The 23,245-nt window shown below is 21.1% G+C and carries 19 protein-coding genes and 5 tRNA genes; 13 read left to right on the top strand and 11 right to left on the bottom strand.

Annotated features, from left to right (window positions below; all coding sequences use genetic code 11):
• Positions 1 to 42: 42 nt before the first annotated feature.
• The 5 genes from rpsB (at position 43) to AB6A63_RS02940 (ending at position 4,322) form a co-directional block, all read left to right on the top strand.
• Positions 43 to 825: a 30S ribosomal protein S2 gene (gene rpsB / locus AB6A63_RS02960; protein WP_370431184.1), complete on the top strand. Its 783-nt coding sequence runs from the start codon at positions 43 to 45 to the stop codon at positions 823 to 825.
• A 381-nt stretch (positions 826 to 1,206) separates the two neighbouring features.
• Positions 1,207 to 2,046, top strand: a complete 840-nt coding sequence (gene tsf, locus AB6A63_RS02955; protein WP_370431183.1) for a translation elongation factor Ts — start codon at positions 1,207 to 1,209, stop codon at positions 2,044 to 2,046.
• 63 nt (positions 2,047 to 2,109) lie between these two features.
• A complete protein-coding gene (gene pyrH / locus AB6A63_RS02950) occupies positions 2,110 to 2,844 on the top strand; it encodes a UMP kinase (RefSeq protein WP_370431182.1) in 735 nt (244 codons plus the stop codon).
• The gene (gene frr / locus AB6A63_RS02945) at positions 2,825 to 3,379 is read left to right on the top strand and encodes a ribosome recycling factor (protein ID WP_370431181.1); all 555 of its coding nucleotides are present in this window, start codon (positions 2,825 to 2,827) and stop codon (positions 3,377 to 3,379) included. The genes pyrH and frr overlap by 20 nt, the downstream gene beginning before the upstream one ends.
• 1 nt (position 3,380) lies before the next feature.
• Complete coding sequence (locus tag AB6A63_RS02940; RefSeq protein ID WP_370431180.1) at positions 3,381 to 4,322, top strand: phosphatidate cytidylyltransferase; 942 nt, start codon at positions 3,381 to 3,383, stop codon at positions 4,320 to 4,322.
• Between the two features lie 31 nt (positions 4,323 to 4,353).
• Here the strand turns inward: AB6A63_RS02940 and rpmB are convergent, their stop codons facing one another.
• Positions 4,354 to 4,542 carry a 50S ribosomal protein L28 gene (rpmB, locus tag AB6A63_RS02935; RefSeq protein ID WP_370431179.1) on the bottom strand — a complete coding sequence of 63 codons (189 nt, stop codon included), beginning with the start codon at positions 4,540 to 4,542 and terminating at the stop codon, positions 4,354 to 4,356.
• A 271-nt stretch (positions 4,543 to 4,813) separates the two neighbouring features.
• Between rpmB and AB6A63_RS02930 the strand changes: the two genes are divergently transcribed.
• The 6 genes from AB6A63_RS02930 to AB6A63_RS02905 all read left to right on the top strand — a co-directional run bounded on the left by AB6A63_RS02930 (position 4,814) and on the right by AB6A63_RS02905 (position 12,789).
• A complete protein-coding gene (locus tag AB6A63_RS02930) occupies positions 4,814 to 6,451 on the top strand; it encodes a DAK2 domain-containing protein (RefSeq protein WP_370431178.1) in 1,638 nt (545 codons plus the stop codon).
• A gap of 65 nt (positions 6,452 to 6,516) precedes the next feature.
• Positions 6,517 to 6,603 (top strand) — tRNA-Leu (locus tag AB6A63_RS02925).
• 94 nt (positions 6,604 to 6,697) lie between these two features.
• Positions 6,698 to 7,480, top strand: a complete 783-nt coding sequence (locus tag AB6A63_RS02920; protein WP_370431177.1) for an HAD-IIB family hydrolase — start codon at positions 6,698 to 6,700, stop codon at positions 7,478 to 7,480.
• A gap of 97 nt (positions 7,481 to 7,577) precedes the next feature.
• Entirely contained in the window at positions 7,578 to 8,192 is a 615-nt protein-coding gene (locus AB6A63_RS02915; protein WP_370431176.1) for a DUF4194 domain-containing protein, read from the top strand.
• Position 8,193: 1 nt separating this feature from the next.
• The gene (locus AB6A63_RS02910) at positions 8,194 to 11,466 is read left to right on the top strand and encodes an ATP-binding protein (RefSeq protein WP_370431175.1); all 3,273 of its coding nucleotides are present in this window, start codon (positions 8,194 to 8,196) and stop codon (positions 11,464 to 11,466) included.
• Positions 11,467 to 11,592: 126 nt separating this feature from the next.
• Positions 11,593 to 12,789 (top strand): aminotransferase class V-fold PLP-dependent enzyme, encoded by a 1,197-nt coding sequence (locus AB6A63_RS02905; RefSeq protein ID WP_370431174.1) that lies wholly within the window; start codon positions 11,593 to 11,595, stop codon positions 12,787 to 12,789.
• A gap of 182 nt (positions 12,790 to 12,971) precedes the next feature.
• On the opposite strand, the gene AB6A63_RS02900 is transcribed toward AB6A63_RS02905, so the two are convergent.
• From AB6A63_RS02900 to AB6A63_RS02885, 4 genes are all read right to left on the bottom strand, one after another.
• Positions 12,972 to 13,046 (bottom strand) — tRNA-Trp (locus tag AB6A63_RS02900).
• Between the two features lie 11 nt (positions 13,047 to 13,057).
• A tRNA-Leu gene (locus AB6A63_RS02895) sits at positions 13,058 to 13,143 on the bottom strand.
• A gap of 28 nt (positions 13,144 to 13,171) precedes the next feature.
• A tRNA-Gln gene (locus AB6A63_RS02890) sits at positions 13,172 to 13,246 on the bottom strand.
• 44 nt (positions 13,247 to 13,290) lie between these two features.
• Positions 13,291 to 13,366 (bottom strand) — tRNA-His (locus AB6A63_RS02885).
• A gap of 247 nt (positions 13,367 to 13,613) precedes the next feature.
• Between AB6A63_RS02885 and AB6A63_RS02880 the strand changes: the two genes are divergently transcribed.
• Positions 13,614 to 14,039 (top strand): Hsp20 family protein, encoded by a 426-nt coding sequence (locus AB6A63_RS02880; protein WP_370431173.1) that lies wholly within the window; start codon positions 13,614 to 13,616, stop codon positions 14,037 to 14,039.
• A 32-nt stretch (positions 14,040 to 14,071) separates the two neighbouring features.
• Here the strand turns inward: AB6A63_RS02880 and AB6A63_RS02875 are convergent, their stop codons facing one another.
• Positions 14,072 to 14,863, bottom strand: a complete 792-nt coding sequence (locus AB6A63_RS02875) for a hypothetical protein (protein ID WP_370431172.1) — start codon at positions 14,861 to 14,863, stop codon at positions 14,072 to 14,074.
• 160 nt (positions 14,864 to 15,023) lie between these two features.
• Here AB6A63_RS02875 and mscL point away from each other — a divergent pair, with 160 nt between their 5' ends.
• A complete protein-coding gene (mscL, locus tag AB6A63_RS02870; RefSeq protein WP_370431171.1) occupies positions 15,024 to 15,467 on the top strand; it encodes a large conductance mechanosensitive channel protein MscL in 444 nt (147 codons plus the stop codon).
• A 117-nt stretch (positions 15,468 to 15,584) separates the two neighbouring features.
• On the opposite strand, the gene AB6A63_RS02865 is transcribed toward mscL, so the two are convergent.
• The 5 genes from AB6A63_RS02865 to AB6A63_RS02845 all read right to left on the bottom strand — a co-directional run bounded on the left by AB6A63_RS02865 (position 15,585) and on the right by AB6A63_RS02845 (position 21,560).
• Entirely contained in the window at positions 15,585 to 16,454 is an 870-nt protein-coding gene (locus AB6A63_RS02865) for a DegV family protein (RefSeq protein ID WP_370431170.1), read from the bottom strand.
• Between the two features lie 229 nt (positions 16,455 to 16,683).
• Positions 16,684 to 18,021 (bottom strand): hypothetical protein, encoded by a 1,338-nt coding sequence (locus tag AB6A63_RS02860; protein ID WP_370431169.1) that lies wholly within the window; start codon positions 18,019 to 18,021, stop codon positions 16,684 to 16,686.
• A gap of 255 nt (positions 18,022 to 18,276) precedes the next feature.
• Positions 18,277 to 19,893 carry a chaperonin GroEL gene (gene groL, locus AB6A63_RS02855; RefSeq protein ID WP_370431168.1) on the bottom strand — a complete coding sequence of 539 codons (1,617 nt, stop codon included), beginning with the start codon at positions 19,891 to 19,893 and terminating at the stop codon, positions 18,277 to 18,279.
• A 45-nt stretch (positions 19,894 to 19,938) separates the two neighbouring features.
• Positions 19,939 to 20,208, bottom strand: a complete 270-nt coding sequence (locus AB6A63_RS02850) for a co-chaperone GroES (protein WP_370431167.1) — start codon at positions 20,206 to 20,208, stop codon at positions 19,939 to 19,941.
• Positions 20,209 to 20,387: 179 nt separating this feature from the next.
• Complete coding sequence (locus tag AB6A63_RS02845; protein ID WP_370431185.1) at positions 20,388 to 21,560, bottom strand: NAD(P)-dependent malic enzyme; 1,173 nt, start codon at positions 21,558 to 21,560, stop codon at positions 20,388 to 20,390.
• Positions 21,561 to 23,245 lie beyond the last annotated feature (1,685 nt).

The following is a 23,245-nucleotide window of genomic DNA, read 5'->3' as shown; positions in this document are numbered from 1 at the left end:
TAAAAAAAATTAAAAATAAAATAAAGGAGTTTATTTTGATTTATGTCATCTGTTGTTTCTATTAAACAATTATTGGAGTCAGGAATTCATTTCGGGCATGCTGCTAGAAAATGTCATTACAGAATGAAACCTTTTCTTTTTTCTTTAAACGATAACGGAATTCCTGTCGTGAGAAATAAAATTCATATTATAGATTTAAAAAAAACAATGGAATCTATCGATATCGCTTATAAAAAAATGGTAGAGTTAATTTCATCTAATGGAAAAATTTTATTTTTAGGAACTAAAAAACAAATTCAAGAGATCGTAAAACAAGAAGCTCTAAGATCTCAACAATATTATATTGTGCACAGATGGTTAGGCGGAACTTTTACTAATTTTCAAACTATTTCAAAAAGAATTAATTTTTTGAAAGAATTATACGTTCAAGAAAAAGAAGGTCTATGGCAAAACTTACCTAAAAAAGAAGTTCTTAATTTAACGAGAAAAAGAGAAAAATTAGAAAAATTTTTAGGTGGAATTAAAGAAATGAACAAATTACCACAAGCTATTTTTGTGGTTGATGTTAAAAAAGATATCATAGCTATTAATGAAGCACGTAAATTAAACATTAAAGTTTTTGGTATTGCAGATAGTGATTGTGATCCTAATTTAGTAGATTACATTATACCTGCTAATAATGACGCTATTAAAGGCGTTAAATTGATTGTTTCTATTTTTGCGAACGCAGTAATCGAAGCTGAAAAAATGAAAAACAATCAAAAAAATGTTAAAAATATTGATATTAATAATACTCCAGATAACATAAAAAATAAAGAAATTTGATTCAATAAATTAAATAATTAATTTTTAAAAACTAATTTAGATTATTTTATTATAATTTTAAATCTTTTATTTTTTTTTTTTTTTTGATAAAAATTATATAAATATTTATATTTTTTTAAAAAAATAAAGATTCTTTTTATAATATTTAAAATTATATAATCGACTATTATTTTAATTTATACAAAATAAATCTTTATTAGAAACGATGCAATATATTCTTTTTTATATTTTTTTAAAGAAATATATTATTATTTAAGTAGAAATTTAATTTAATTATAAAAAAGATGTTTATTTTGACATCTTTTTTTATGTAAAAGATAAGATTCTTTTATTTTAAAAAAGAAAAATATAAAATAAGAAATAAAAAGGACCAAAGGATAAATGAAAATAACAATTGAATTAATCAAACAATTAAGAGACAAAACACAAGTAGGAATCGCAGATTGCAAAAAAGCTTTAGAACAAACAAATGGTAATTTTGATGATGCTGTAGCTTTATTAAAAAAAAAAAGTCTTTATTATTATAAAACTCAAAAAACCAAAGATGTTACAGAAGGATTAACTAACGTTATTATTGACAGAAATAAAGCTGTTTTATATGAAATAAATGCAGAAACAGATTTTGTTGTTATGAATTCAAATTTTCAAAAATTATTTGAAGAAGTAGGAAGTATTTTATTAAAAGCTGATCCGTCTATTACAACTTTAGAAAGTTTTTTAAATTTTCAATGGGAAGGTAAAACTGTTAAAGATTTAATTTTAGAAAAATCTTTCGTTATTAAAGAACAAATCGTTTTATCTCGTATTCAAGTAGTTTATAAAAAAGATGAAGAAAGTTTTGGTTTTTACAAACATCAAGGCGGAAAAATATCTTCTTTGGTTCGTTTAGATAAAGTTTGTCCTGATGCACAAGAACATTTACCAGTTCATATAGCAGGTATGAAACCTCAATTTTTAAATAAAGAAACAGTCGATAAAGAATTTTTAAATGAAAAAAGAAATACTTTATTAGAACAAATAAAAGAAAAAAATATTAATAAACCATTAAAAGACGAATTAATGAATCAAATAGTTAAAAATATGTTGAATGCTACTATGGAAAAAATTTGTTTTTTAGAACAACCTTTTTATATGGATACAGAAAAAAAAGTTAGTGAATATTTAGCAATACATAAAACTAATATTATTGAATATTATTTTTTTGAAGTTGGAAAAAAATAATTTTTTAAAAAAATCATAATATAAAATAAATAATTTATTTTTTCGAAAAAAGAGAGGTTAATAATGTTTAAAAGAATTCTTTTAAAACTAAGTGGAGAAGCATTAAAAGGAAAAAAATTCAACATTGATCCTCAAATAGTTAAAAAAATAGCTGAAGAAATAAAAGAAATAAAAGATTTAGGTATTGAAATCGTTATTATCGTTGGAGCTGGAAACATTTGGAGAGGTCTTTTAGGACAAGAGTTAGGCATTGAAAGAAGCCAATCAGATTATATGGGAATGCTAGGAACTATTATTAATTCTTTAGCTTTACAAGATGCTTTAAATCGGTTACAAATAGAAACAAGAACAATGACATCTTTCCCAGTTACTTCTGTAGCAGAACTTTATATTAAAGAAAGAGCGATTCGGCATTTAGAAAAAAATAGAGTTGTTATTTTAGGTGCTGGTTTAGGTTTACCTTATTTTTCAACTGATACAGCTGCTGCTTTAAGAGCTGCAGAATTAGGCGTAGATACTATTTTTATGGCTAAAAATGGTATAGAAGGTGTTTACGATAAAGATCCGAAAAAAAATTCAGATGCTATTTTATTAAAAAATATTCAATACAAAGATATTATTTATAAAAGATTAAATGTTATGGATATTACTGCAGTTACTTTATGTTGGGAAAATAATATCGATATTTTAGTTTTCGATATGAAAATCAAAGGCAATATTAAAAAAGTTATTTTAAACGAAAGTATTGGAACTTTAATTACTTCAAAGGAGAATCCAAATGGAAGATTTATTAAATGAAATTTTACAGAAAATAGATAAAAAAATGTTACAAACTAATGAATCTATGTTGATGAAGTTTGATAACATTCGTACAGGTAGAGCCAATTCTAAAATATTAGATAAAATAACTGTTAATTATTATGACACAGATATTATTTTAAAAAACGTTAGTACTATTAATGTTTTAGAAGGAAACCAAATTCATATTAAACCTTTCGATCATACTTTGATTCCAAAGATTGAAAAAGCTATTTTGAATTCTGATTTAGGAATTACTCCACAAAATGATGGTAATACAATAAAATTAATATTTCCTCAACCTACAGAAGAAAAAAGAAAAATTTTAATTAAAGAAGTTAACAAAATAAAAGAACAAAATAAAATTATTATAAGAAATATTTGTCGCCAAGGAAAAGATGAAGTAAAAAAATTAAAATTAAATGAATTTTTAGAAGGTTCATTTTTAAAAAAAATACAAGATGTAAACGACAAATTTATGAAATTGATTGACAATGAAACAATTCAAAAAAATAATGAGTTATTGAAAATTTAAAATGGATAAAAAAGTCTTTTCGAATAAAATTTATATTGGAATAATTCTTTTTTTTCTAAATTTATTTTGTTTTCTTATTATTACTAAAATTAGTCCAATTTTTTTTATTTATTTTACTTTCTTTTTTTCTTTATTGATTGTTTTAGCTGGAACATTTGAGATATTAAATGCGAAAAAAATATTTAAAAAGAAAATAAGATTTATTTATTTTTTTTATGTTATTTTAAATTTTTGTTATTTTTTATCTTTGTTAATGTCTTTATTCAAAAAACAAAATTTGTTCAAAGATAAATATACAAACACTCTTTTATATAATTTTATTTTCGAAAATTTTTTTTTATCTATAAAAAATCTTCCTTTTATGTTTTTGTCTTCTTTTTTCTTATTATTAATTTTATTTTTATTTTTAAAAGATTTTCATATAAAAGATTTAAATTTACTTTTATTTATTTTACTATATGTAGTTATTGGTAGTGCTTGTTTTTTTACTTTAGTTTTTTTAAATTTTAAATGGTTTTTATATCTTTTCGTTATTACGATCGCTAGTGATAGTTTTTCTTTTTTAGGTGGTCTTTTATTCGGAAAACATTTATTATTTCCTTCCGTGAGTCCTAAAAAAACATGGGAAGGTGTATTTATCGGTTTTATTGTTTCTTTCGTTCTTGTTTTTTCTTTTTATTTGGAAAATTTAAACCCAACTAATATTATGTTTTTTGTTTTTTTTGTTATTTTAAGTGGTTTTATTTCTCCAATAGGAGATCTTATCGCTTCTAAAATAAAAAGAGATTTTGGAATTAAAGATTTTAGCAATATTATACCTGGGCACGGCGGATTTTTAGATCGTTTCGATTCTCTTTTGATTTTATCTTTTTTTATTTTTTTAATGTTATTAAATCCATTTTTTCCTTGGATTCAAGAGAATATAATAAAAATTATAGAATAGTTTATATAAAAAAAATAGAATTAAAAAGAGATTAAGCTCTTTTTGATTCTATTTTTTTTAAGGCACGAGTAGATATATATACTTTTTGTTTTTTACCTTTTTCGTTAATAATAGTAACTTTTTGTAAATTAGCTTTCCATACTTTTCTAGTAGCATTCATTGCATGACTACGCTTATTTCCGAATAAAGTAGTTTTACCAGTAATATAGCATTTGCTCATAATGGACTATTGTTCCTTTGCTTTTTATGTTGTAAATCACTATATAATTATAACAAATTTTTACATATTTACATAAAAATAATTATTTATTAAAATATTGGTATATGTTATAATATATATTGTTTTAATACGTTTTGTTTTTTTATAATTTTTTTATTTATTTCTATTTATAAAACAATATTAAATATTTTTATTTTATAAATAAATAATTATTTTCATATTTTTTGATTTATATATTAATAATGAAATTTGAATAAAAAGGAATTTTGCGATGTCCAAAAATAAATTAATAGATGGCATTTTATTCAAAAAAATGATTATAAATGGGACTTTTAATTTAAAAAATAACTATCAAAAAATAAATAATATGAATGTTTTCCCTGTCCCTGATGGTGATACTGGAACTAATATGCAGATGACTATGATGGAAGGGGTTAAAAAAATTCAGTCTATCGATAATAACTCTATTGTAGAAATAGCTAAAATTTTATCGGATTCTTTATTAATAGGTTCAAAAGGGAATTCAGGAGTTATTTTGTCTCAATTTTTTTCTGGTATTTACGAATTTATTAATCATTTGAATAAAAATAACATTAGCATTGAAGAATTTCTGGATGCGATGGTTAGTGGTTATCAAAAAGCTTATAAGGCTGTAATGAAACCAGTAGAAGGAACTGTTTTAACTGTTTTAAGAGAATCTATCGAAAATACTAAAAAAAATTCAAACAAAATGGAAACAATAGAAGAAATGTTACAATTGATTATCGAAAATGCAAAAATTTCATTAGATAACACTCCTAGTTTATTACCTATTTTAAAAGAATCCAACGTAGTAGATAGCGGTGGACAAGGTTTTATTTTGATTTTAGAAGGAATGTTATTATATTTAAACAAAATTGAATTAAAAGATACAAGTGAAGAAATTCAAATTTTTGATTTAGATAACCAAAATCATATTTCTAGTATCAAAGAATTAAAATATTATTATTGTACTGAATTCATTATTCAATTAAATAATCCTGATGCTTTTGATATTGAAATTAATAAAGAAAAAATGCTTAAATACGGTGATTCTTTAATTTTATTAAAAGATAATGATTTATTAAAAATTCACATTCATACTAATAATTATGATGATGTTTTAAACGAATTATTAGTTTATGGTAAATTGATAAAATCTAAAATTGACAACATGAAGGAACAAAATGAAAATTTTATTCTGAATAAGAAAAAAAAGGGAAAAACAAGAAATAAATATTATGTTATCACTTTCGGTTCAGGACAAGAAATTAAAAACATTTTTAAAGATTTAAAAGCTAATTTTGTTATTGATTTCAAAAATAAATCTTTTTCCGAAAAATATTTTAATACCATATTAGAGAAGGCGAATGCTGAAAATATTATTATATTACCAAATGATTCTGAAATAATACCTATTTTAAAGAATTTTTCTCAACAAAAATCGGAATTAAATATTACAATATTAAATACAACAAGTATTGCAGAAATTTATAGTTCTCTTTTAGTTTTTGACACAAGTTTTTCTTTAGAAGAAAATTTAAAAAATATTAACAATAATATTCAAAAAATAAAAATAGGACAAATCATTAATTCTAAATATTCAACCGAACATAAAGAAAATAATTTACCTAACGGTTTTTTTCTCTCTATGTTTAAAAAACAAATTATAGAAAATGATAAGGATTTATTTTTATTAACTCAAAATTTATTAAAAAAGATGATTAAGAATGTTAATAATTTTTTAACTATTTTTTATAATAAGAAGAAATTTTTTAAAGACAATTTAGAGAAAATAGAGTTTTTTTTAGAAACGGAATATCCTGATTTAGAAGTAGAAAAAATACAAAATGATAATCAAGTTTATCCCTATATTTTTGTTTTAGAATAATTTTAATTTTTAAATTAAACAGATTTTTTTAATTTTGTTGAAAAATAAAAGAAATCAAATTTTTTGTGGATATGGCGGAATGGTATACGCGCATGTTTGAGGGGCATGTGAGAATTTTTCTCGTGTGAGTTCGAATCTCATTATCCACACCAAAAATATTTTATAAATAATAAAAAATAATATATTTTTTTTATTTATAAATAACCCCAAATTTACGAAAGAGGTACTTTTACAATTAAAAAAAGATTGTTTTTTTTTGATATTGACGAAACTTTATATAGTGATAGTCATAAATCAGTTTTATCTCAAAACAAAAAATTAATTCTTGAGTTGTCTAAAAATCCTAATAATGTTTTAGGGATCGCAACAGGAAGAAATCATGGAAATTTAAAAGTAGTTGAAGAACTTTTACCTTGTTTTAAATATTTAGTTTTGATCAATGGCGCATTAGTTTTAGAAAATAATAAGATAATCGACAAAACTCCGATTTCTGTTGAAAATATCGAAAAAGTTTTAAAACATTCTGAACTTTTATCTAATGAAGGCAATGAAATTGTTAGTTCGACAATTAGTTTTGATAAATCTGCTTTTTATTCTAATAACGATAATCAAAAAGAAATTATAAAACTTTGGCAAAGTAGATTCGAAATCGCTATTGATGATGAATTTCATTTAAAAGAAGAAGTTTTTATGTTGAATCTTTTTGGTCGTGATAAAGACAAAATAAAACCTTTTTTAGATGAATTAGATCTTTTTCAAGCATACTATTGGCGCACACATATCGATTTAACCGTAAAAGATATTAATAAATTTTCTAGTATTAAAAATATTAAAGAAAAATATCCTGAACACGAATTAATTTGTACAGGAGACGGTTATAACGATTTAGAAATGTTAGAAAACGCTGATATCGGAGTTGTAATGGGTAATTGTGAATACGATGAAGTTATTGAAAAAGCGAATTTAAAAGCTCCCCGTATTGAAGAAAATAAACTTTATGATTTTTTTAAAGAAAATAATTTGTTTTAATTTCTGATTATTTTTTATATATTTCCAAAAACAAAAAATTTATTGATACAAAAATAAAAAAATATAATTTATATTATTTTATATAAAGGAATTTATAATGGATCAAAAAACTAAAGAATTAAATATTTTTTCCGATAACTTTAGAATGTTACAAGAAAAAGAAAAAAATATTTTTTCACGTATTGTCAATAAATTATTTCAAGTTAATTATTTAACTATTCAAAAAAAAGAAGATTCGAATGATTATCGTTTTATTTTATTATATAAAGAGCTTTTTTCTTCTTTTTTTCAATTATCTGATTTTGAATTAGAAATTAAAAAATATGATGAAGTTATTTTTATTAAAAATTTACATCATTTTAATAAGTTAAAATTAAAAAAAGAAGAAAGCTTAATTTTATTAATATTAAGAATGTTATTTCAAGAAAAAAAAGAAGTTGTTTCACATAATAATATTATCAAAATATATTTAAAAGAAATTTATTATAAATTAAATAGTATTAATTATAAAGAAATTAAGAAGTTAACCAGAGAAAAAATAAAAAATATTTTGACTTTATTTAAAAGATTCAATGTTATTAATTATTCTGATAGCAACATTTTAACTGATGATTTGGTTATTCAAATTTATCCTTCTATTCTTTATTTAATTGATTTAGATATAATTGAAGAATATCAAAAAATGTTATTAACAAATTCTGAAAATAATTAAAATGAAAAAATTAACTAAAATAAAATTAATAAACTGGCATTTATTTGTTTCTCAAACTATCGAAATAAAAGATAATATTTTAATTTCTGGTGAAAATGGATCAGGAAAATCTACTTTATTAGACGCTTTACAGTATGTTTTGATAGGTGAAAAAAACGGAGTTAAATTTAATATAGCAGCTAATGATAACGCTAAACGTTCTTTAGAAAGCTATATTAAAGGCAAAATAGGGATCGAAAATAAAGAATTTTTGAGAAATAAAGATGTTATTACTCATATTTCTTTAGAATTTTATGATTCTTTTAAAAAAGAATATACTCTGATAGGATGTGTTTTAGAACTTTCTTATATAGGTTTTTTAAAAGAATCATTTTATCTTATAAACGGTTTAAATATTCAATCAGATATTTTTGTTTCTGATAATAAACCTAAAAATTCTAAAGAAATACGTGATTATTTTAGAAACTCACAACCAGATTTTGATTTTTTTGATACCAAAAAACAATATCATGTAGCAGTCGGAAAATATTTACAAATCAATATAAGTAAGTATTTAAGAATATTACCGAAAGCACTAGCTTTTAAACCATTAGATTTACAAAAATTTATTTTTAATTTTTTATTAGAAGAACAACCTATTAAAATCAATAGTTTAAAAAATAGTGTCCAACAATTAAAAAAAATCGAAACTCAAATTGAATTAGAACAACAAAAACTTAAAGAATTAAGTAAAATTATAGAAGTTCAAAAAAAAATTCAATCTTTAGAAAATCAAATTAAAATCAACCTTTTATCTGAAAAAATTATTTATATTAAAAAAAGTGAAAATAATTTAGAAAATTTAAAAAAAGATAAACAAAATATTCAAAAAGAATTAAGTTATTTATCTTCACAAAAAAGTAAATATAAAGAAGATATCGAATATTTAAATGATTATATTTTAAAATTACAAACTAATAAAAATAAAAATGATTTAGGTTTTTATTTACATTCGTTACAAAAAGATTTAAAACAAAACGAAATAATAATTGAAGAATTAAAAGAAAAAATATCTTTTTTTCAAAAAAAATTTAAAGAAGAAATTAATATTTTAGACATTTTCGCTACTTTAACTGAAGACGTTTTCATTAAAAAACATATAAAAAAAATTCTTCATTTTTTTCAAAATTCCAACGATCAAAAAAGTGTTTCTTTTGAAGAAGAAGATATTCAAAAAATCTCAAATTATTTATCTCAAAAAGTAATTAATTTAAATATTGAACAAGATAATTTACAAAAAGAAATGAATGTTTTAAAAAGAAAAATTGATAAAAATGATTATGAATTACAGATGATTAATCAAAATTTTGTCTCTCGGAACGATCATTTTACAAAGATAGCACGATTATTAAAAGAAAAATTAAATCGTAAATATAATAAAAATATTTTTCTTTATCCTTTATGTGAATTAATAGAAATTAAAGATGAATTATGGAGAAATGCCATAGAAGGTTTTTTAGGATTAAGAAAATTTAATTTAATTATAGATTATCGTTATTTCGATTCCGCTTTAAAAATATATGATAAATTACAAGACGAATTAAAAATTTATGACATCGGATTAGTGAATGTTGAGAAAATTCCAGTAATTACAGATAATAATGATAGTTTAGCTTCTCATATTTCTAGTGATAATCCAGATGCTTTTAAATATGTCAAAATCTTATTATCCCATATTAAATGTGAATTAAATATAGAAAATTTAAAAAAACACAAAACCGCTATTACTCCAGAAGGAATGATGTATAGCAATTATACCGCTAAAAAATTAAATCCTAAAACATATAAAATTCCTTATATAGGTCTTAATTCTTTTAAAATTCGTAAAGATATTATTTTAGATGAAATCAATATCCAAAAAAACGAAATGATGGAAAAAAGATACCAATTTAATAAAAATACTGATTTAATTTCTTTAATAAACAAAAGTAAAATATCTTTTTTAATTGATTCAGAATATTTAACTTGGTTTGATGAAAAAGAAAAAACAGAAGTTAAAGTTCAAAATTTAAAAGAAAAAATAGAACAATTAAATCTTAATACAGAACTTTTCCAATTAGAAGAAAATATTAATAAATTAAAAAAAGAAAAACAAATTAAAGATAAAGAATTAGATGGCTTGTTATTCCAAATAGCAGATAAACAAAATAAAGAAAATATTGGTGATAAAAAAATTTCTTATTTAGAAGAAGATTTAATTTTTTATAAAAAACAATTATCAGAAGAAGAAAAAAAAGAAGTCATTAATATTGAATCAGCAACAGTACAATTTCATAGTTATATGAATGAATTTCAAGAAAATTACGAATTAATTTTTAAAAATATTAAAGATAATAATCGATATATTGAAAAACAAAGAAACGATTTTGAATTTGAAATTATTTCTTTAATGAAAACATATTTAAGTAATTATCATTTAATTGACATAGAAGCTAAATTAGATAATTTTAATTTTTTCGTTCAAGAATATAATTTAATTAATTCTAAAAATTTAATTCAATACGAACAAGAAGCTAAAGAACTAAGCGCTAAAACAGAAATTATTTTTAAAGAAGAATTTATTAATAAATTAAAAGAAAGTATTCTTGAAGCAAAACAACAAATTAAAAATTTAAACAAAATTTTAAAAAATAGACCTTTCGGAAATGATTCTTATGAAATTATCGCTAAACCTTCTGATGATCCAGAATATAAAAAATATTATTTCTTTTTTGTAGAAACTGATGACTTAGAAAAAAATAATTTCTCAATTGATCAAAATAATTCTTATCAAGATATTTTAATTAATGAATTATTTCAAAAAATAATATCTTTCGAACAAGAATATGAAAATATCTATTACGCTTTTTTAGACTATCGTAATTATTTAAGTTATGATATTAAAATTTATAATAAAGATGGTAATTTTTCTTTTTTCTCCAAAATTTTTAGAGAAAAATCAGGGGGAGAAACTCAAGTTCCTTTTTATATTATTATGTCTATTTGTTTTGAACAATTGTTAATAGGTGAAAACAAATCCAAAGGATGTTTAGTATTTTTTGATGAAGCGTTTAATAATATGGATGAAGCTAGAATAGAAGCGATGATGTCTTTTTATGATAGTTTAAATATTCAATTTATTATCGCTGTTCCGCCTCAAAGAATTGTTAATGTATTACCATATACTAAAACAAATTTAATTGTTATTAAAGAAAATAATTTCGCTATTATTGAAAATTTTATTAAAGAAATATAAAAAGTCATTTTATTTATTTTTTTTATAATTTTACTTATTTTTTTAAGATATTTTTTTTATTTAATAGAATTTTATGAATAAAAAAATATTTATTAAAGAAAGGTACAAAAAAAATTAATTTTATTTATGAAAAATAAAAATGATTTTCGTTCTTTTTTTCCTATTTTTAAAAAACATCCTGAATTAGTTTATTTTGATACAGCAACCACTTCTTTAAAACCTAGATCTATGATTAAAGCTTTAACAAATTTTTATAATGATAATGGTTTAAGTGTTAGAAATTTTGGTCCTTTATGTGTTGAAAATTTAGAAGATATCCAAAGAATTAAACAAAAAACCGCTTTATTTTTAAAAGCGGATTTAGAAGAAATTATTTTTACTAAAAGCGCTACTGAAAGTTTAAATATAATATCTCAGGTTTTATCTTCTCTTATTGAACCAGGTGACGAAATTATTACTTCTGTTTTAGAACATAATTCTTCTTTATTTCCTTGGATGAAAATAGCGAATAAAAAAAAAGCCCATCTTGTTTTTGTCCCTTTAGATGAAGAAAATAAAATTCAAATGCATAATTTAAAAAAAGTAGTTACTGAAAAAACTAAAATTATAGTTTTAAATCATATTTCTAATGTTTTAGGATATGAAAACCCTGTTAAAGAAATTACATTTTTGGCTCATCAAAAAAATATTTTAGTTGTTTTAGATGCTGCTCAATCTGTAGGACATATTCCATTAGACGTAAAAAATTTAGATATCGATTTTATGGCGTTTTCAACTCATAAAATATATGGCCCTTTTGGATTAGGTGTTTTGTTTGGTAAAAAAAAATATTTAAATCAATTTGAACCTCCTTTTGTCGGTGGCGGAAGTGTTGAAGACGTGAAAAAAAATAAATTTATTTTACATAATTCATCTTTAAAATGGGAAGCAGGAACTCCGAACGTGAGCGGTATTATCGCTTGGGAAAAAAGTTTAGATTTTATAAATAAAATTGGTTTAAAAACCATTCACGAACACGAAAAAAATATAACTCAAAAAATAGCACAACAATTAAAAACCATTAAACAAATTAAAATTATTAATCCTGGAGCGAATAATATAATTAATTTTAAATTTGAAAATTTACATTCTCATGATGTAGAAAATTTCTTAATTCAAGATAATATTTACGTAAGAACTGGTAAACATTGTGCTAATTTAGCCTTAGATCAAATTAAAGAAAAAAGTACCGTTAGAATTTCTGTTGGTATTCATAATAACGAAAATGATATTCAAATTTTAATGAAAAGCTTATTAAAATTACAAAATTTTTTTTATTCTTAAAATAAAAAAACGTTTAAAAAATAGATTTTTTTTAAACGTTTTTTTATGGATAAAATTATTTGTTTTAATAATAAATTATTTATATCGTCTTTTAATAACCTTTTAATAACTTATAAAAATATACAAAAAAATATTTTTTATTTATTTTTATAAGTTATTAAAAAAATTATTTGAATAGTACATGGCAGGGATATCAGGATTCGAACCCGAACAAGCGGTTTTGGAGACCGTTATGCTGCCGTTAACATCATATCCCTTTAATAATAAATGGTACGGATGACAGGAATCGAACCTGCATGCCTTTCGGTGCTAGATCCTAAGTCTAGTGCGTATACCTAATTTCGCCACATCCGCGCTTTTTTGTGTCGTATATAAAAAAAATTGGCAGGCCCAGCTGGATTTGAACCAACGAATCACGGAGTCAAAGTCCGTTGCCTTGCCACTTGGCTATGGGCCTATTTAATATTTTAAATAATATATATTAAATAATCAAATTATAGATGGGGCGGTTGATGGGATTCGAACCCACGCATAACGGCGCCACAAGCCGCGGCGTTAACCACTTCGCCACAACCGCCATTTTGATAATAAAATAATATAATTATATAACAACATTTATAATTATACATTTTTTTTAGATTTATTATAAAAAAAATTTATTATTAAAATAAAAAAATAATTGACTTTAATAAAAAAAAATGTTAAAATAATTTTGTGCTTATTTGAAGATAAATTTTATTTATCAGATAATAAGAAATTTTTATTTTTTTAATAAAATTTTTTTTAAAAAGATTTTGAATTTATTAAAAGGAGTTGAAATTTAAATGTCTATTATTAGTTTGATTAATAAAAACCAAGATTTATTGGAAGATTTATTTGAAAATTTTAAAAATTCTTCTTTTTCAAATGATTCTTATTTTGTCATGAAATCTGATATAAAAGAGTATGAAGATCACTACATTTTAATAAGTGAAGTCCCAGGTTTTAAAAAAGAAGAAATTAAAATATTTTTAGAAAATGGCTACTTAGTTTTAGAAGCTCATCCTTCAAAAGAAAAAGAAAAAGAAGAAAAAAGATTTAACTATCTTAGAAAAGAAAGAATCAAAGGAATTATCAGACGTAGTTTTAATTTAGGTGATGATTTTACTATTAAAGATATTCAAGGTAATTTAGAAAATGGTTTATTGATTCTTAAAATTAATAAAAAAAAAGAAGAACCAAGACCTAAAGAATATTTAGAATTGAAATAATTTTACAAAAAAAAAAAAAAAAGAACAAAAAATTAACTTAATCTTTTTTGTTCTTTTTTTTTATCATTTAAAAGATTTTTTGCAAAAACTAAATCTTCTTCGTTAATATATAAAATATTTTTTTGAGGATCGTAATAAGTATCTTTTTTTTGTTGATCCATTAATTTATTTAATATAAATAATTGAATATTTTCAAAATCAGAAATTTTATCAAATATTTTTTTTAAACTTTCTGGGATTTGTTTATTAATTGCTTCATTGATAGAATCTAAATCTATCTTTTTTGCATTTTCATTATTAGAAAAACTTTTATCTTCTTTTAGATTATTATTATCGTTTTTTAATCTTTTTATTTCTTGTTTTAAATAAAAAATTTGTTGTTCAAATTTTTGTTCTTTTAAAATGTTTTCGTATTTTATTAATTCTAATTTTTGATCTACTGTAGTCTGGTGTAATTTTTGTTCTATTTCTAAACGAAATATTTGTTGTTTATCTGATGATTTGTCTTGACTTTGTTTATAATTACATTCTAACATTTTTAATTCAATTAAGCTTAAATCGACATTATTGCTATTATTAGGAATAGGACTATTATTTATTAAAATTTTATTTAAATCAGGATCATTTTCGTTATTAGTTTTTTTATCATTACTTTTATTTTTTAAAAATATAAAATTATAATTGAAATACAAAATAAAATATAATACTTTAAATAAACCAAAAATAAAAACTGGAAACATTGGAAGCGCTAATATGATTAATACAATAATTATCCAAGGGTTTTGACTTAAACCTAAATAATTCAAAAATTGTTGTAAATTCAAAATTTATACTCACCTCATTTTTTTTATATAAAATAATTTGAATAATTAAATTAAATCAATTCAAAAAATACTATAATTATAAAAAAAATATATTAATTATTATACCTCATATTATATATAAATTAAAATTAAAATTAAAAAAGAAAGTTGAAAAAATAAAATGAGTTTTGAAAAAATAAAAAAATTTAAAATTGGTTTTCAACAATTCATTAGTAAAGGTGATGTTCTTAAATTAGCGATTGCTTTTATAATGGGGCAATTGTTTACAAAAATAATTAGTTCTTTAACGATTGATATTATTATGCCACCTATTAATTATTTATTCAATGATAAATATTCAATTAAAGATTGGCGCTTTGAACTTGCTCCAAATGTTTTTATTAATTACGGTAATTTCATTCAAAATATATTTGAATTTATATTAATATCTTTATTTATATATACTATTTTAGTTTATTTTTTTCAAAAATTAATTACTAAAAATAATGATTCAGAAAATAAACAAAAACAACTACAAATAGAAATCGAAAAAAGAGAAAAAGAAAAAATAATTTTACTTCAAGAAATAAAAGACATTTTAAACAAAAATCAAGAAATCAAATAAAAAAAGAACGTGAAATAAAATTTAATAATATTTAAAATAATTAATTTAAAAAAACAAAAGAGAAACGAAATATTTAAAATATTTTTTTCTCTTTTGTTTTTTTAAAAAAAATATAAATTATAACGATGTATTTAAATAAAAACCAAATCCTTCTGAACCTAAATGGGTCGATATTATATGTGATATAGGTCCGAAAATAGTAACATTAATATCCGGATCTTTTAATTTCTCGATTTCTGTTTTTAAATCTCTAACAACGTTATCGTTTATAACGTAAATTAATTTTACATCTATCGGTCGAAGAGCTCTTTTTTTGAATTCTAAAATACTTTTAATTAGATATAGAAAACAATTTTTTTGACTTCTAACATTTTTTTTTACTGTGAGAATACCTTGGTGAAATTGTAAAATAGGTTTTATTTTTAATAAACTTCCAATAAAAAATTTAAATTTATTAATTCTTTTATTGATATGTAATTGTTTCAAATCTTCCAATGAAAAATAAAAAACTCCTTCATCTTGTACTTTAATAACTTTATCCAAAATTTCTTTATAACTTAAATTAGTATCAGCGATATATTTTTTAATTTTTTCTAAAGTGAACAATATCCCTGGCCCAATATTTCCGCTATCAATAACAGTTATATTATCGTTATTCAAGATTTCTTTAGCTTTACAAGCGCTATTATAAGTACCACTTAATTTTTGTGATAACGTTATACAAACTACGTGTTTGTATCCAGTTTTAAATTGTTTTTCGAAAGCTTCAACAAATAATTGAGGATTAGGTTGACTTGTGGTCACTTTGTCTCCCTTTTGAAAGGCATCAAAAAAAAATTTATTATCTTGTTTGTTCGAAATTTCTTTACCATTTAAAGATATTGTTAAATGGACAATATACATATCAGAGATATTATAATCATTTATATTCGATCCTATTGTTGAATCAACAACAAAAGCTACTTTTTTTTCTTTTTTTGTATTCATATTTTTTTAATTTTTAATAATTCCTTCCTTGAACAAAATATTTTTTTATTGTTTTTCTTTATTTTTATTAGAATTAAAGTTTTTAATTTAAAAAAAATAATTAAAAAAATTAAAATTTATTAATATATAAATAATTATAAAAATAAAATTAAAGAAAATCTAATTTTTTTAAATAGAAATTAATTTATATATTTTATATTTTTATTAGTAATAATTACAATTAATTATTTTATTCGTATATATAGATACTAACAGGCATAATCATTTCTGAAATAAAAAAAGAATTTTCTTTTTCTTTTAAACCTTTAATTTTTCTAGTTGAAGTTTCGAATATTTTAAAACGATATTGTAAATAATTAATTTTATTTTTTTGAACCGTATATGTTATATTTTTATTTATTTGGTTAAAAGTGGTATTATCAAAAATTGTGAGTGGTAAAGTAGAAACAATTCCTTTGATTTTGGTTGTGTCATCGTTCGTATGTGGTTTTATTAAATTGATAAAATCTGATGCATTACCTGTAATAACAGTCATTTTAGGATAATCTTCTCTTAATTTGTCACATAATTCTTTTTCTAATTCGATAGTAATAATATTTTCTTCTCCAAATTTATCTACTAAATATTTAGTCACGTTTCCGGAACCAGATCCTAATTCTAAAATTTTATATTCATTATCTTTTAATGTTGTTTCATCCAAAGAAGAAACTTTTGTAAAATATTCTGATAATTGTTGTGATTCAGGAAATAGACCATTTCCCATAGTTCTACTTTGAAGAACTTTTTTAGCATGTAACCAATCATTTTTATTATAAAAAGAACAAGAAGTTATAAAAATAATTATAAAAAATAAAAAAATACGTAATATTGATTTCATTTTTGTTTTATATAGAAAAAAAAGAGATGTTGATAAAAATAAAAAGACTAAAATAATTTTTAAAAAATTAAGATAAGAATGGGAACGAATAGAAGGAATAATATATTGTTCTCGAAAAAATGATTCAATCTGTAAATTTAATGGGTTTTTTAATAGAAATTGTATTAAAAAATAAAATAAAAACAAACCCCAAGAATGAAATAAAACTTTATAAGATAATTTAATTTTTATAAAAAAATAAAAAAAACAAACATATGCGAACGGAATTATAATATATTCAAGATAATAAATAATTAAATTTAAATAACGTATTTCAGAATTATAAATATTGTAATCTCTTATTAAAAAAGAATTAAATAAAAAAGTATTTATTAAGAAATTCACAAGAATACTAAAAAATAAAGAATTAGAAAAAAATTTCTTTTTATTAATCAAAAAAGAAATAATTATAAAAAAAATTAAAAATAAATTATACTTCGCAAAAGAAAAATATTGATATATTTGTTTGGAACCGTTAGTTTTATTTATATCCAAAATATGATTCGGCAAAAAATAAAAATGTAATATTCCTAAAAATAAACTAACCACAACAAATATTAAAGAAATAAATAAAAACTTAAAATTATTTTTTATATTAGGTTTTTGTTTTTTTCTATTTTTTTGTTTTAAATATTTTTTTGATTTTATCATAATTTTAATTATAGAACCTTTTTCGATTTTGTTTTATTTTTAAATATAAATATTTTTTGTAAATATATTCTGATTAATAATTTAAACTATTAAATTTTATTATTTTATTAAAAAAATAAGTTAAATTGTCTTATTTTTGTAATAAACAATTTAACTTATTTTTTATAGTTATCTTTTTTTAAAATGTAATTTTTAAAAAATAATAAATTGAAGTTTTTATTTTAAATCAAAAATTATTATAAATAGAATATTTGTTTAAAAAGAATTCATATCTGAATTTTTAGATGTATTTGTTTTATCTTTTAAAGAAGCTACGGCTGCTTCTGTTGTTACGAACATAGAAGTTACAGATGCTGAATTTAAAATAGCTTGTTTTGTTACTTTAGTAGGATCGATAACTCCTTTTTTTAACAAATCAACATATTCACCACAATCAGCATCAAAACCAAAATTTTCTTTTTGTTTTAATTGTTCTTCAACAACAGAATCACCATTAAAACCGGCATTTTCAGCAATTTGATAAGTTGGAGCGAGTAAACTATCTAAAACAATACTAATTCCCTTTTGAATATCAACATTATCATTTGTTAAAGTAGTTTTTAAATCTTTATATATTTCTACTAAAGTTTTTCCTCCACCTACTAAAATACCTTCTGTCACAGCAGCTTGAGTAGCATTTAAAGCATCTTCAATTCTTAATTTTTTTTCTTTTAATTCTGTTTCAGTAGCGGCCCCTACTTTGATAACAGCTATTCCACCTGATAATTTAGCTAAACGAGATTTTAAATTTTTTAATTCGTATTTGCTTGTTGTATTTTTTATATTATTTTCGATTTCTTCAATTCTTTCCGACAATTTTTGATTTTTTTCGTTTCCTATAAGAATTGTATTATCTTTTTTAACGATTGCTTTTTTTATTTTTCCTAAATCTTCAAATTTAACATTTTGTAATTGCATATCTAAATCTTTATCAATAAAATTAGCTTGTGTTAAAATTGCGATATCTTTTAGTAATTCTTTTTGGTTATCTCCAAAACTTGGTGCTTCAGTAATTACAATGTTTAAAGCACCATGAAATTTATTTAAAGCTAAAATATTAATTACATCATTATCAAATGAATTTGCAATAATTAATAAAGGAACAGATTTATTTTTGATTTCTTCTAATAAATTACTAATTTCATTAATATTATTAATTTTATTATCAGTTACTAAAATAAAAGCATTGTCTAATTCTGATGACATATTAGCGAAATTAGTTATAAAAACACTTGATAAATAACCTTTATCATATTGCATTCCTTTAACTACTTCTAATTCCGTTTCGAAACTTTTGGATTCTCCTATTGTGATAACTCCTTTTTTAGTAACCTTTTCCATTGCTGAAACTATAATTTGTCCTATTTCTTTTTGACCAGAAGAGATCGTAGCAACATTAGCAATATCTTCTTGTGTAGCAATAGGTTTAGATTTTTGCAATATTTTTTCTATTACTTTTTGAGAAGCTTCCAAAATACCTTTTTTAATTAAAACAGATTTAGAACCTGAATTAACATATTTAAATCCTTTATGAATCATACTTTGAGTTAAAAGAATAGCCGTTGTTGTTCCATCTCCTGCATTATCATTAGTTTTAGTAGCTGCTTCGCGTACTAATTGAATTCCCATATTTTGAAAAGAATTAGCGAGTTGGATTTCTTTCGCGATCGAAACTCCATCGTTAATAATAGCAGGTAATCCGTTTTCTTTTTCTAAAGCAACATTATTTCCTTTCGGACCTAAAGTTAGTTTTACAGTATTCGCTAAAATATCTATTCCTTTTAAAATTTCTTTTCTTGCTTCTTTTCCGAAAAGAATTGTTTTAACTGTCATTGATATTATACTCCTTTACTAATATTTTTATCAATTTCATTAAATTTAAGATAATAAAGCAATTATATCTTCACTTTTAACAATTAAATATAATTCGTTATCAATTTTGATTTTAGTTACTGAATGATCTTGAAAAATAACTTCATTATTCGGAACTATATCTTTTACTTGAGGACCGCAATTTATAACAATTCCAACATTTTGTTCTTTATGATCCATATTTAATTTTAAAAAAATACCAGATTTACTTTTTGTTTCTTCTTTTTTATGTTGTAAAACAACATAATCTTTTAATGGTTTAATCAATATAATCATCTCCTTTTTCAAATTTCGATATTAAAATTTATATTTTCGAAAAAATATATTTCATTAAATTTTTTATATAACTTGAAAATAAACACAAATTTATTATACAATAATTTTTTTAAAAAAAATATTTCTTATATAAAGAAAAACAAAAGTTTTATTAATATAATTTTATGTTTTTGCAAAAATTATTTTCTAGTCATTTTAGTTTCTATCGCTTTGTTAAAAACAGCTTCAGCAACTTTTTTTGTTGTTCTTTTATCGAAAATAGAAGGGATAATGTTATCTTCATTTAATTCATCATCTGAAATTACTGAAGATAAAGCATAAACAGCAGCTAATTTCATTTCTTCTGTTATTTGAGTCGCTTTAGCATCTATTGTTCCACGAAACATTCCAGGGAAAACTAAAAGATTATTAATTTGATTTGGGAAATCTGATCTTCCTGTCGCAACTATTCTTGCATTTCCTTTTTTAGCGTCATCGTATGTAATTTCAGGATTTGGATTTGCTAACGCAAATACAATAGCATCTTTTTTCATTGTTAAAACCATTTGAGGTGTTAAAATATTTCCTTTTGAAACACCGATAAAAATATCTTTGTTTTTGACTGCATCTGCTAAAAGACCAGTTTCATTATTTAAATTTATTTGTGAAATGATTTCTTTTTGATATTCATTTAACCAAAGACAATTTTTAGCTAAAATTCCTTCTTTGTCAACTAAAACAATATTTTTTGGTTTTAATAATAGTAACATTTTAGTTACAGCCATTCCAGCAGCACCAGCACCTACGAGAACTATTTCAACATCTTGTATTTTTTTGTTGATTACTTTTAAAGAATTTAAAATTCCAGCTGCAACTACAATAGCTGTTCCGTGTTGGTCATCGTGAAACACAGGAATATTTAATTTTTCTTTTAATTTTTTTTCAATATAAAAACATTCTGGTGCTTTAATATCTTCTAAATTAATTCCACCAAACATAGAAGAAGTTTTTTCAATAATATTAATAATTTCATCAGGATCTTGAGAATCGATACAAATAGGAAAAGAATCTATATTTGCAAATTGTTTAAATAAAAAAGATTTTCCTTCCATAACAGGAATTGAAGATAAAGCACCAATATTACCTAATCCTAAAACAGCACTTCCGTTAGTGATAACAGCAACATTATTACCTTTACTTGTGTATTTATACACATTTTCAGGTTCTTCAAGAATTTTAAGACAAGGCTCAGCTACTCCTGGTGTATAAACTAAAGATAAATCATGCAAATTATTAACTTGTAATTTATTTTTAATTTCAAGTTTTCCTTTATGTTTTTCGTGAATTTTTAAACTTTCTTCTTTGATATTTATTGACATCTATTTTTCAAAAGCTCCAATATCTAATTATTTATTTTTAATTTTAAAAAAACATTTTGAATTATTTCAAAAAACATTTTTTTAATATAATCATTTATTTAATTTATAATTATAATTTATTATTTTAAAAATAATTGAGAATATTTTTAAAATGTTCCTAATAATATTATATATAAACAACTATATAAAATATTCCAATATCGAAATTAAAGAAAAAAATAATTGAATTTAATTCAATAATATTCTTTATTTTCGTTTTGTATTATCACAAAAATTCAAATCAAAATATATTATTTATAATAATATATTTAAGTCTTTTTGATATTTGAAATTATAAAAGAAAAATTTTTTGTTCTTAATAATTAATTTATTGGTTCTTTTTTTATGAAAGATTTTTAAAAAAATAAATATCAGAAAATGAAATTATTTTATTTAACTGTTTATGCCTATAAAGGATTTTGAAACGAAATATTTTTTGTTTCTTTGGTTGTGTTTTATTCATTTTGAATTAGATATATCGAATTATATATAAGTATATAAAAAATATATGTTTCTTTTTTCAAGAGTTTAAAAAAAGATTTATAATTATGTCCGATGATAAAAATAATATTTTTGAATCTGTTTTTAATTTTTTAAACTAAAAAAATTTAATTTTGAAAAATAAAAAATTAATTATTTGTCTTATTTTGGAACAAAAACAAAAAAAATGAAATTTGTAAAGCAAAAAAAATAATGTTAAAATTATTAGATTAATTTTAAAATTTGAAATTTAAAAAGATTGAAAAATGTTCTTTTTTTGTTTTATTTAATTATTTTTTTCTATAAAAAATATAATTTTAGAAAATATCTCTAATCATAATAAAAATATAAAATTCTTTTATCTAAAAAAACAACTTCTATATTTAAAAAAATTAAATTAAAATTAAATTAAAATTAAATTAAAATTAAATTAAAATTAAATTAAAATTAATAAAAAAACTTTTAAAAAAAAATCTTCTAATAAATAGAAACTATTAAAAAATATACATAATAATTTCTTTTCGAAACTCTACAACAAACAATAAAAAAATATCAAGAAGATTATTAATATTAAAATTATAATAATTTCATCAGTAACTTAAACAAAAAATTTAAATTATAATCGTCCTCTTTGGAAAATATTAATCTTTGTTGGTAATTTGTCATAATTCTTCTTTTTTTATTGTTGATTTTAAAAAAAATTAAGAAAACATAAAAAATGAAAAAAAGCAGAAAAAAATTATTATTAATTATTATTAATTATTATTAATTATTATTAATTACAATAAGTTTATTAATAATAATTGTAATTAATAATAATAAAAAAACGAGAAAATAGAATCGCTTTATCAAGAAATTGAACATAAAACAATTTTTTTGCAAAAGGAGACAATTTAACTTCAGAAGAAACTAAACTTAACGAAAAAGAAGATTATAAAAAAATTAAAAAAAGACATCGATAAAGTTCATGAACAATCAATGAACAATTTATAAGAACAAGTTTATACAATTACAAGTACGCATTACTGAATTAGAATATGAATTAGAATATGAATTAGAATATGAATTAGAATATGAATTAGAATATGAATTAGAATATGAATTAGAATATGAATTAGAATATGAATTAGAATATGAATTAGAATATGAATTAGAATATG

Source organism: 'Camptotheca acuminata' phytoplasma, assembly GCF_041276565.1.
GTDB lineage: Bacteria > Bacillota_I > Bacilli_A > Acholeplasmatales > Acholeplasmataceae > Phytoplasma.
The sequence above is the reverse complement of the archived record's forward strand: the minus strand, read 5'-3'. Positions and strand labels throughout refer to the sequence as shown.